Annotated in this window: 10 protein-coding genes; 9 read left to right on the top strand and 1 reads right to left on the bottom strand. The window is 33.6% G+C overall.

The features are described from left to right. Positions 1–60 precede the first annotated feature (60 nt). The 4 genes from KBI38_06870 (at position 61) to KBI38_06855 (ending at position 5,688) form a co-directional block, all read left to right on the top strand. Positions 61–1,359 carry an NCS2 family permease gene (locus KBI38_06870; GenBank protein ID MBP8629779.1) on the top strand — a complete coding sequence of 433 codons (1,299 nt, stop codon included), beginning with the start codon at positions 61–63 and terminating at the stop codon, positions 1,357–1,359. Between the two features lie 19 nt (positions 1,360–1,378). After that, a complete protein-coding gene (locus KBI38_06865; GenBank protein MBP8629778.1) occupies positions 1,379–2,854 on the top strand; it encodes an AMP-binding protein in 1,476 nt (491 codons plus the stop codon). A 122-nt stretch (positions 2,855–2,976) separates the two neighbouring features. Continuing rightward, positions 2,977–4,596: an ATP-binding cassette domain-containing protein gene (locus tag KBI38_06860; GenBank protein MBP8629777.1), complete on the top strand. Its 1,620-nt coding sequence runs from the start codon at positions 2,977–2,979 to the stop codon at positions 4,594–4,596. A 90-nt stretch (positions 4,597–4,686) separates the two neighbouring features. Beyond that, positions 4,687–5,688 carry a hypothetical protein gene (locus KBI38_06855; GenBank protein ID MBP8629776.1) on the top strand — a complete coding sequence of 334 codons (1,002 nt, stop codon included), beginning with the start codon at positions 4,687–4,689 and terminating at the stop codon, positions 5,686–5,688. An 11-nt stretch (positions 5,689–5,699) separates the two neighbouring features. Here KBI38_06855 and KBI38_06850 read toward each other — a convergent pair whose 3' ends face one another. Continuing rightward, complete coding sequence (locus KBI38_06850) at positions 5,700–6,269, bottom strand: HD domain-containing protein (GenBank protein MBP8629775.1); 570 nt, start codon at positions 6,267–6,269, stop codon at positions 5,700–5,702. A 154-nt stretch (positions 6,270–6,423) separates the two neighbouring features. On the opposite strand from KBI38_06850, the gene KBI38_06845 reads away from it, so the two are divergent. From KBI38_06845 to KBI38_06825, 5 genes are all read left to right on the top strand, one after another. Then, entirely contained in the window at positions 6,424–6,657 is a 234-nt protein-coding gene (locus tag KBI38_06845) for a Nif11-like leader peptide family natural product precursor (GenBank protein MBP8629774.1), read from the top strand. Between the two features lie 121 nt (positions 6,658–6,778). Further along, complete coding sequence (locus tag KBI38_06840; GenBank protein MBP8629773.1) at positions 6,779–8,188, top strand: alanine:cation symporter family protein; 1,410 nt, start codon at positions 6,779–6,781, stop codon at positions 8,186–8,188. Positions 8,189–8,283: 95 nt separating this feature from the next. Continuing rightward, the gene (locus KBI38_06835) at positions 8,284–9,216 is read left to right on the top strand and encodes a malate dehydrogenase (protein MBP8629772.1); all 933 of its coding nucleotides are present in this window, start codon (positions 8,284–8,286) and stop codon (positions 9,214–9,216) included. 167 nt (positions 9,217–9,383) lie between these two features. Continuing rightward, positions 9,384–11,285: a diguanylate cyclase gene (locus tag KBI38_06830; GenBank protein ID MBP8629771.1), complete on the top strand. Its 1,902-nt coding sequence runs from the start codon at positions 9,384–9,386 to the stop codon at positions 11,283–11,285. Between the two features lie 228 nt (positions 11,286–11,513). Further along, positions 11,514–12,120 (top strand): PAS domain S-box protein (locus KBI38_06825; GenBank protein ID MBP8629770.1); only part of this gene is annotated, 607 nt, incomplete at its 3' end.

The following is a 12,120-nucleotide window of genomic DNA, read 5'->3' as shown; positions in this document are numbered from 1 at the left end:
ATATTAGTATGTTTTAGTCATTTTCAGACAAAACAACATTAAATTTTAGGAGGAAAATTCGTGGAAAAATGGTTTGATTTTAAAGGAAGAGGCACTAACGCTTCTACCGAAGTTATTGCCGGCATCACTACTTTCATTACAATGGTTTACATTGCTATTGTTAATCCGGCAATCCTTAGTAAAACAGGTATGGACTTTAACGGGGTTTTCGTAGCAACAATTCTTGCGACAATGATTGGTACTTTAATCATGGGTGTATTTTCAAACTACCCGATTGCCATTGCGCCAGGCATGGGCTTAAATTCATTTTTTGCCTTTGCTGTTGTATTAGCACTAGGAATCACTTGGCAAAAAGCACTAGGTGCAGTATTCATTGCTTCACTAATATTTTTGGTATTATCTTTTACAAAATTTCGTAATGTTTTAATTAACTCTATTCCAGAAAGCTTAAAACATTCTATCACTGCCGGTATTGGCTTATTTATTGCCTTCATCGGATTACAAGGTTCTAAAATCATTGTTGATTCACCAGCAACTTTAGTAACTTTTGGTCATGCGAGCGACCCTGTAGTGTTATTAACAATTTTCAACTTATTTGTAACTGTTGTTTTAATGATGTTTAACGTTCGCGGTAATATCTTTATTGGGATGGTCATTACTGCCATTATTGCATTATTTAATGGAATGATTACATTGCCTCCAAGTTTATTTGTATGGCCAACCGGCTTAGAGCATACTGCAATGCAAATGGATATTAAAGGCGTTTTTGATGATAATTTATATGCTATTATTTTTACATTTTTCTTAATCACCCTTTTTGACACAACCGGAACGATGATTGGAATTGCCGAACAAGCTGGCTTAATTAAAGATGGTAAGTTCCCACGCATTAAAAGCGCCCTACTTGCTGATGCTGTAGGAAGTACAGCCGGAGCAATGTTAGGCACTAGCCCTACTTCAGCTTATATCGAGTCAGGTGCCGGCGTAGCAGTTGGTGGTAGAACAGGTTTTTCTTCTGTTGTTGTTGCATTATTATTTGGTCTATTATTATTTTGTGCTCCACTTGCTCAAATGTTAGCATCAATCCCTGCAATTACTGCCCCGGCATTAATTATTGTTGGTTTCCTGATGATGAGCAGCTTACGTAACATTGATTGGAACGATTTTGAAGAATCCTTCCCAGCATTTTTAATCGTATTCTTAATGCCTTTATCATACAGCATTGCTATCGGTATTGGGATTGGCTTCATTATCTATCCTTTATTAAAAATAATTCGTGGTAAAGCGGCTGAAGTTCATCCGCTAATGTATTTATTCCAAATTTTGTTCTTTATCCAAATTGGTTTCTTAGGACACTAAGAGATGAAAGGGTGTTTATATGTTTGTCCATGATATTTTCAGACAAAATGATCCATCTTCCATAGCCTTTCTAGACGAAAAAAATATAACTTACGGTCAAGTTGCTACCAAAATAGACTCTTATCGTAATTATTTTCATCATCTAGGCATCGCAACCGGTGAAAATGTCGGATTACTGTCACGCAATTGTGCTGAATACATTTATGCTTATCTGGCACTTACTAGCTTGGGAGCAATTGTTGTTCCTATCAATTTTCAATTAAGCGAGCGGGAAATAGCTTTCATTATAAAGGACGCTAACATTAAACACTTAATAACAAAAGAACAATATGATTTAGCAAATAATTTAGCAGTACTAAATTATACTGAAAACTTAATTCAACTGTTAATCAGCGACATTGATATCATTGCTGCTAATTTTCTCAACCAGCCTGCGCCAAAGCTACCGGCAACTTACGATGCCAAATCAACTTGTGTTATCATTTATACTTCTGGTACAACTGGTAATCCGAAAGGAGCAATGCTGTCGCACGAAAACTTAGTAACAAATGCCAAGATGTTTAAACAGGCGTTAGATATTTCAGCCGATGATAAAGTCCTCTGTATTTTACCAATGTATCATTGTTTTGCTTGGACTTGTTCAGTTTTGAATCCATTCTTATCAGGTTCGGCAATTTATATCTTAGATAACTTTATTCCTAAAGAAACTATTGATAAGGTTAAATCATTAAATTTGTCCGTAATCTATGCTGTTCCCCCTATTTATAATTTGCTACTACGAACAGCAACTAAAGATGATTTTTCAAAACTCAGAGTTTGCGTCTCTGGCGGTGCAACTTTGCCGGTTACTATCGCCCAACAATTTAAAGCTAAATTTAATATTGATATTTTAGAAGGTTATGGCTTATCAGAAGCTTCACCGGTTGTAGCTGTAAACCCCTTAGGTAAACCAAAAGTAGGTTCTATCGGTAAAATCTTGCCGGGGCTTAACACTAAACTAGTAGACGATACTGGAGCAGAAGTGCCGTTGGGCGAAATTGGCGAACTATTAGTACAAGGTCCAACCGTAATGAATGGTTATTACAACCTTCCCGAAGCTACTGCTAAAACAATAATCAATGGTTGGTTGCACACCGGTGATTTAGCCTATAAAGATGCTGACGATTATTATTTCATTGTCGATAGACTTAAAGATATGATTATTAATAATGGCGAAAATATCTATCCACGTGAAATTGAAGAGTTATTATATGCCTATCCCGGAATCATCGAAGCAGCAGTTGTTGGCATTGATGACCCCTTACGGGGACAAACAGCAGCTGCTTATATCGTCATGACTGAAGATAGTGTCTTTGATAAAAAGAAACTTAAAAAATATCTTGCTGAAAATTTGGCAATATATAAAATCCCTCGTGAGTTTCATCAAATGTCAACTTTACCAAAGACATCTACCGGAAAAATATTAAAACGAGCCTTAAGTCGTCAAGGCAAATAATAAGAAGGTGCAAAGGATAAACTTTGTGCCTTTTCTCTATTTTAAAATCTTATTAGACGAAAAGTTTTTTATATGTTACACTATTTCGGTAAATAAATTATAAAGGAATGAAAAGACAGTTTATGATCAGTACAAGTAATTTAACCTTGCAATTCGGTAAACGAATATTATTTAAAGAAGTAAATATAAAATTTACACCTGGTAATTGTTATGGCGTAATCGGTGCTAATGGTGCCGGTAAATCAACATTCTTAAAATTATTATCCGGAGAAATAGAACCTACTAAAGGTGATGTAATTATCACTCCAGGTCAACGTTTAGCAGTATTAAAACAAAATCATTATGAATTTGATGAATACGAAGTTTTAAAAACCGTTATTATGGGACACGCTCGTTTAGTAGAAATTATGGATGAAAAAGAAATACTTTATGCTAAAGCTGATTTTTCGGATGAAGATGGAATGAAAGTTTCTGAACTTGAATGTGAGTTTGCCGAATTAAACGGCTGGGAAGCTGAATCTGAAGCAGCTCGCCTTCTTAACGGCTTAGGAATCAGCGAAAATCTGCATAATTTAAAAATGGCAGAACTAAGTGGTAAGGAAAAGGTTCGCGTGCTGTTAGCACAAGCTTTATTTGGTAACCCTGATATTTTATTATTAGATGAGCCGACAAATCATTTAGATATAGTTTCTATCAAATGGTTAGAAGAATTTTTATACAATTTCGAAAACACCGTTATTGTAGTTTCTCATGATCGTCATTTCTTAAATCAAGTTTGTACTCATATTGCGGATGTAGATTTTGAAGGAATTCAGCTTTATGTTGGTAACTATGATTTTTGGTTAGAATCTAGCCAATTAGCATTACAGTTAGCAAAAGATGCTAATAAAAAGAAAGAAGAAAAAGCAAAAGAATTACAAACCTTTATTCAGCGTTTCAGTGCCAATGCTTCTAAATCTAAACAAGCAACTTCCCGTAAAAAATTATTGGAAAAATTGACACTTGATGATATTAAACCATCTTCCCGTAAATATCCTTATATCGCTTTTAAACCAGAACGCGAAGCCGGCGCTCAATTATTAACAGTTGAAAACATTTCAAAAACAATTGAAGGTGAGCAAATTTTAAAAGATGTTAGTTTCTTAGTAAATAAAGGTGATAAAATTGCCTTTGTCGGTCCAGATGGTCTAGCTAAAACAACCTTATTTAAAATTTTAATGGGCGAAATGGAAGCAGATAGTGGCGAATATAAGTGGGGTATTACAACAACTCAAGCTTACTTACCTAAAGATAACTCCAGTTACTTTGATAATGTTGATTTATCTTTAGTTGATTGGTTAAGACAATACTCCGAAGATCAAGATGAAACTTTTGTCCGCGGATTCTTAGGCAGAATGTTATTTTCCGGCGAAGAAAGTTTAAAAGAAGCAAAAGTTCTTTCCGGTGGCGAAAAAGTTCGTTGTATGTTATCTAAAATGATGCTTAGCGGTTCTAATGTCTTGTTATTAGATGAACCAACTAACCATTTAGATCTAGAATCAATTACCGCTCTTAACAACGGTCTAATTAGTTTCCCTGGAACAATGCTATTCGTTTCACATGACCATCAATTTATCGAAACAATTGCTAACCGCATTATTGAGATAACCCCTAATGGTCTAATCGATCGAACGATGTCTTATGATGAATATTTAGAAAATGACGAAGTAAAAAAACAACTTGATATATTATATGCTAAATAAAAAATGGTCAGCTTAATGCTGACCATTTTTTTAGCTATTTTTCTACCCTTTTGCTATAATTAACATAAGATTTATATTGGAGGTTAAAAAATGAATTGTCAATATTGTGGATTTCCCCTCGATGAAAAAAACCTTTGTGAACACTGTTCTAACTTATTAACATATTCTTTTGATGATATAAAATATATCAAAGGTACTGAAACTAAGGCTAATTTACCGCCGACAAGCTCAACATCAGCCATTGATAAAGGTATTCATGCCTTAGAGGGCTTATTATTTGCGCTACAACTAGAAGGTAATATCACCACACCCATTATGACTGAATTAAAAACTTGGGCTGAAGACTATAAAGACTTTAGCAGTATCCAACCTTTTAGTGAGGCACTCCCCCTTATAAATTGTCCACCAGAAAATTCTTTCGAAGCCTTACAAGCATTTAATGACTTATTATGGGTTTGTAATAATCTAGGCTTTGCCAATAAATATCACGATATGATTATTGCCGATTTAAAAACCTTATCACAAAATCTGCAATCTATCGAAGTTGAGCTACCCTTAACGATAGAGCAGCTAGCAAATCTTAATAATTGGCATAATAGCAGTAAAAATTTCATTGCAATTTATCCTTACAATGAAGTAATAAAAATATTAACAACTGTGTTAAGAGCTAATTTATTTTTGGAAACAGAGTATCAACAACTACAGACAATAATGCAACAATTTCCCCTCAATAATAGCAGTCTAACTGTTGAAAGTTTAACGACAATAAAAGAGTTATCTATTTTAGAAAATATTATCGTTAGCTCAACTGAACTTGATTTAACCGATAAAAACATCTGCCTAACCGGAACTTTTAAAAATTTTGAAAAAATTGAGCTTATTAAAACATTACGCTCTAAGAAAATCTATCCTTTAAGTAATGTCTCGCCACAGGTTAGTTATCTTATCGTCGGTGCATCGAAATCATCTTGTTGGCCCTTCTACTCTTATGGTCGAAAAGTTGAAGATATTTTAACGTTAAAAAAAGACCATCATCATATTAAAATCATCACTGAAGAACAACTTATTGAATTTTTCAATAAAAACAACTAATTGTTCCTAGTTTATTTTTCAATCGAAAAACTGCTCCAATTATCAGCATATTGCAATAGTAATGTTAGTTCTTCTTCTCTCGTTGCTACACTCTTATTATCATCAACATATTGACCATCATGATACATAATCGCTTGGGTTTCAGCTTCTGTTAAAGTCAATCTTGGCAAAACCAGATGTAATGTTCGTAACGGCACACTCAAATAAATCAATTCATTATTAAAACGATATGGAGTACTAGCCGAATAACCATATTGTTTTTGTTTGGATGTTGGTGAGTTAACTAAGTACTGTGGTTGCCCCGGCATTCCTGCTTTCCCCAAGTCATGTAATAGCCCTACAATAACACAACTTTCCGTACTAATAGTTGGCGCTAATGTTTCTTTTAATTTAAGAATAGTTTCAGCGACATTGACACTATGTTCCAGCAACCCTTTTTCACGGCATAAATGAAATTTAGTTGATGCTGGCGCTACTAAGTAAGCCGTTTCACTTTCCACAAAATTCATTAGTGCTTCAAATTCTTTTTTTCGTTCTATTACCAAGGCTTTTAACTTATTATAACGTTCTAATAGCTCCATTATTACACCAATCCTTTCACTACTTTTACTTTAACTATATTATAACATAAATAATTTTTCTTACTTTACATAACTTTTAGTGGAAAAAATCACCTTTTTTTGTGTAATTTAAATAGAGCTATAACATAGTTTTGTGATTTAAGGAGGGATTTATATGTCGATGGAAAGTGCAAAAAAATTTGCGGAAAAAGTTTATCGGACACCTTCATTAGCTGACCAACTATCAATTATTAGCGATGATGAAAAAATTCTAACAGTGGCTAGGGACAATGGTTTTGATGGAACTTTAGAGGAACTAAAATTGGCCTTTAAAGAAACAATGAAAGAGCTAATTGCCGAAGGAACACCAGGCAATGTTCTCTGTGAAATATTCTGTGATGATGCGTGAATACTACACCTTAAAGGTATAAAGAGAAAATCTCTTTATACCTTTTTTTCTTTAGCTGTGTTTTGTGTTATAATATAAAACACAAATTATCTTTATATTATAAAGCAAAAGGAGTATTTTTATGGATTTATTAAACTCATTCGTCAACAATATCAATGAAATTATTTGGTCATACATTTTAATCATATTGTTAATTTCGCTAGGCTTGTTTTTTTCAATAAAAACTAAATTTGTACAAATTCAACTATTCCCCGAAATGATTCGTTTACTGACTGATTCTTTTGGTACGAAAAGCACTAAAATTTCTTCCTTCCAAGCTTTTTGCATCAGTACTGCTTCCCGCGTAGGCGTCGGCAATATTGCCGGAGTTGCAATCGCAATTATAAATGGTGGCCCCGGTGCAATCTTATGGATGTGGATAATTGCAATAATCGGTTCAGCGACTGGTTTTGTCGAAAGTACCTTGGCACAAATCTACAAAATACAAGATGACAATGGTAATTTTCGCGGTGGCCCAGCTTATTATATCAAAAACGCCTTAAATAAAAAAAATCTCGCAACATTTTTTGCAATACTAATCAGCATTACCTTCGGTCTTATTTTTAATTCTGTACAAGCAAATACTATCACCTTATCAACACAAACAGCTTTTGGCTTCGACCGTTTTTCTACGGGTCTTATTTTATCATTCTTAACCGCTATCATAATTTTTGGCGGAATAAAAAGAATTGCTCAAGTTACAGAATGGCTCGTACCGATAATGGCAACTTTATATATCTTTGTTGCACTCTTTATTATTACCACCAACTTCAGTATGTTACCATTTGTCTTTCAGCAAATTTTCACTACCGCCTTTTCCTCTGATGCAGTTCTAGGTGGTGGTTTAGGTGCTGCCATGATGGCCGGTATAAAAAGAGGCTTATTCTCGAATGAAGCAGGAATGGGTTCCGTGCCTAATGCTGCAGCAACAGCCGACGTATCTCATCCAGTAAAGCAAGGACTGATTCAAGCTTTAGGCGTCTTTGTCGATACGTTATTGGTATGTTCATCTTCAGCTTTTATCATTTTGTTGACAACAGATTATCAATCTTTTAACCTTACTGGTATTGAATTAGTCCAAGCATCTTTATCACTACATATCGGGACTTTCGCACCAGCCTTATTATCAATGTTCGTCTTTTTATTTGCTTTTAGTTCTATTATCGGTAATTATTATTATGGTGAAAGTAACATCGGTTTTTTAAGTACCAATAAATTTTATCTAACACTTTTCCGCTGCGCTGTTGTTGGAATGGTTTTATTTGGCTCAATCGCCAAAATATCATTAGTATGGGATATGGCCGATTTATTTATGGGCTTAATGGCTATTACAAACTTATTCTCCATCACTTTACTCAGTAAGTATTCATTTATTTGCTTAAAAGACTATATTGACCAAAAAAGAGCCGGTATCAAAGAACCGATTTTCAATCCTGAAATTATCCCTAATCAACAAGGGATTACAGTTTGGCAAAAAAACATTGATAACTAATAACTTATCAATTTGATAAAGAATTATGATTTTACTAATTTTCACTTAAATGTTATGTTAAAGGCAAGTTAATAAATAATTTTAAGGAGCTGATTATTATGAAAGTCACAATTGTTGGTGCCGGCAATGTCGGTGCAACAGCTGCCAATGTAATCTTTGCAAAAAATATTGCTCAAGATTTAATCTTAGTAGATATTAAAGAAGGTCTAGCCGAAGGTAAAGTTATGGATATGTTGCAAACTGCACATATGCTCAATATAACTACCAGATTGCTTGGTTGCAGCAATGATTATAGTAAAACCGCTAACTCTGACATTATCATCATTACCTCAGGTATTGCTCGAAAACCAGGCATGACTCGCGAAGAGCTGATTGGCATAAATGCTAAAATCGTTAAAAGTGTTATGGATGATTGCTTAAAATACTCACCAACCGCTATTTTTATCATCGTCTCCAATCCCGCCGATACTTTAACTTATTTAGCAATCAAAAACAGTAATTTACCACGCAATAAGGTCTTTGGAATGAGTGGCGTGTTAGATAGTAATAGATTTATCTATTTTCTCAGTCAAGTCCTCCATTGTCCACCAACCGATGTTAATGGAATGGTTATTGGGGTACATGGTGATTTGATGGTTCCCTTAACAAGATTAGCAACTTATGAAGGTACTCCTGTGACAGAGTTAATTTCACCAACAACATTAGCTGAAATCGTCCATGAAACCAAAGTGGGTGGCGGAACTTTAACTTCACTGCTAGGTACATCAGCTTGGTATGCACCTGGTGCAGCTGTCGCAACAATGGTTGAGGCAATAATAAAAGATACTAAACAACAATTACCCGTAATAGCTTATTTAAACTCAGAATATGATGAGACTGATGTCTGTTCTGGAGTTCCTGCGATTCTAGGTAAAAACGGTTTGGAAAAAATAATTGAGCTAAAACTAACATCAGAAGAATTATCAAGCTTTAAGGAAAGCATCAAAGCAATTAGAACAATCAATGCCACTTTGGCTGAAGCTTTATAAAACAAACTGCAATCTTAGTTAATTTAAGATTGCAGTTTTTACTTTGTTCATTTTTTATCATATGAAATATTATTTACTTTACCACTTCATAATATTTTATTATAATTAAATTTAAAGTATTTATAATTTATTTATAAAGCAATTTAATGATAATAAAGGATGATTTAATGGGGAAGAAAGCTTTAGCTTCGATACTGTCATTCGTAATTTTATGCTTGTTTTTATCAATTATATTTTATTGGCAAATATCTATACCCTCGCAACAACAAGCTCATAATGGAGTTATCAATATTTCAAACCTCAACACACCAGTTCGTTTAGATGGTGAATGGAAATTTTATTGGCAACAATTATTAGCACCTAGTGATTTAAAGCAAGACCATGAAATATCTTTAGCAACAATTCCTGGGGTCTGGAACGGCAATCAGCTATATTCTACTGATGCTAAGTTGCCACCCGATGGCTATGCAACTTACAGTTTGACGTTCAATATTGACCAACCATCCCAACAACTTTCAATTTTACTTCCACATATCTCGACCTCTTATAATATTTGGATAAATGGCAAACAATTATCTAGCATTGGCACCGTTGGAACAACTACTAACAGTGCTTTTCCTCAATACGCTACTCAAGAATTACAATTTGAAACACAAGCTGGGGCTAATAATATTGTTATTCAAATAGCTAATTTCACTAATTTATTTGGCGGTATTAATTCCAGCATTTACTTAGGGACTCCGCAACAGATCCAACTGCTTGACCGCAAAAACTTAACTATTGACGTCTTGTTAATCGGCAGTTTAATTATTATGGGTATTTACCATTTCACCTTATTCACTTCCCGCAAAAAAGATTTTTCAGCTTTCCATTTTGGATTATTATGTTTAATTATCGGTCTTAGAACAGCTGTAACCTCTCAACGTTACATTTTAACACTGTTCCCAGACCTACCATGGGAGCTTCTCACAAAAATTGAATATCTAACTTATTATCTCGGAACAATAACAATAATCCGCTTTCTTTATTCACTATATCCTACCAAACCTATGCAAAAGCTCATTAAATTCAGTCTGCCAATTGTTTTATTTTTTTCACTGTTAGTTGTTTTCACCGATGTAAAAGTGTACGGAAAATACAGCGACTTTTTTGATCTTTACATCTTAGCTGGTTCTGCCATAATTTTTTATTCTTTATGGTTGGCTCGCAAGAAATTTTTCTTTTATGCATTAATCTTTACTTATGGCTTTATTATTTTATTAGTTACAGTTATCAATGATTTATTACAATATAAAAATATCCTCCACACCCCTTTACTATTGCCATTTGGACTGTTAACATTTATGTCTTGCCAAGCCTTTATTTTATGTTTGCGTTTTACCAATGCCTTCCGCTTAGTAGAGGCAATGTCGATCTCCTTAAAAAATAAAAATAAAAAGCTACGTCAATTATATATTGAGCAAAAAAAATCAACCGAAATAATCTCCAGTTGGAATCAAAAATTAGAAGAAACCGTCAGTGCTCGTACCAAAGCGTTGGAAGAAGCAAATAACAAACTTTTAGAATTATCATTTTTAGATGGTCTGACAAAAATCGCTAATCGCAGGCATTTTGACGAAGTTTTAGAAAAAGAATGGTTTAGAAGTTGTCGCAGTCAACTCCCCTTATCTGTTATTATTTTCGATATTGATTTCTTTAAATTATATAATGATCATTATGGACATCTATCTGGTGATGAATGCTTAAAAAAAGTTGCTAAAACTGCTTCAGCTTGCATTAAACGTAGTTGTGATTTAGCCGCTCGTTACGGTGGTGAGGAGTTCGTTTTCCTTCTACCTAACACTAACTTATATGGTGCTATTAAAGTAGCTGAAAGACTTCGCCAGGGTATTGAAAACTTAAATATTGAACATGTGAAGTCTCCTAAAAACAAAATTACCTGTAGTGTCGGCGTGGCTACCCTTATTGCTGATAAAGCTTTATTACCAACAGAAATATTAGCACTCGCCGATAAAAATTTATATAAAGCAAAAGATTCCGGGCGTAATACTATTTATTATTCAGTTTAGATTAACTCCTAAGTTTTTAATTTTTTTAAAGACTTAGGAGTTTTTTTATTCATGCTATTAGCAACTTTCTATATTATTCCTATTTTTTACTTATCATCTTACAACTTACAATTACCCTTGAAATTAATCCCACTTCATCTTACAATAAAGACAAAGCAATTTAATGCTCTTTGCGCTATGCTACAAAAACAGCTAACGATATCTACTGTTTTTAGCAGGAGGATAATTATGAAGCTAAATAAAAACAGTTTACTTAAGAAAATTTTACTGTTATTAATGGTCTTCCTATTAATAGCAGCTATAAACCCTTTGACAAATTACGCTAATAAGACTAAGAAAAGCATCTTAGTCTTAAATTCATACCACTATGGCATGCAATGGACAAACAATGTAGTAAATGGAATTTATAGTGAATTTGATACAATTTCAAGCAATTTAGTTATTCATACCGAATATTTAGATACTAAAAATTTTTCCAGTGATTCATATTTCGAAAAATTATATCAACTATATCAATATAAATATAGCAACAACCGTCCTGATGTAATAATTTGTTCTGATGATGATGCTTTTAACTTTTTACTAAAGTATCGTGAAAGTCTTTTTCCAAATATCCCGCTTGTCTTCTGTGGGATTAACAATTTAGAAACTTATCAAAATAAATTAGAAAATAATATCACAGGAGTAGTAGAGTCTTTCGATTTAACTAGCACTATTGAAGTAGCCAAAAAACTACAACCCAATATTAAGAATGTTTTTGTTATTAACGATTTTTCAATTACCGGTCAAGAGAATGTTGCAACTGTTAAAAAAAATATTGAACATAATAATTATA

The organism is Negativicutes bacterium (assembly GCA_018052945.1).
GTDB lineage: Bacteria > Bacillota > Negativicutes > JAGPMH01 > JAGPMH01 > JAGPMH01.
Note: the sequence above shows the minus strand (reverse complement) of the source record. Positions and strands in the feature narration are given on the sequence as shown.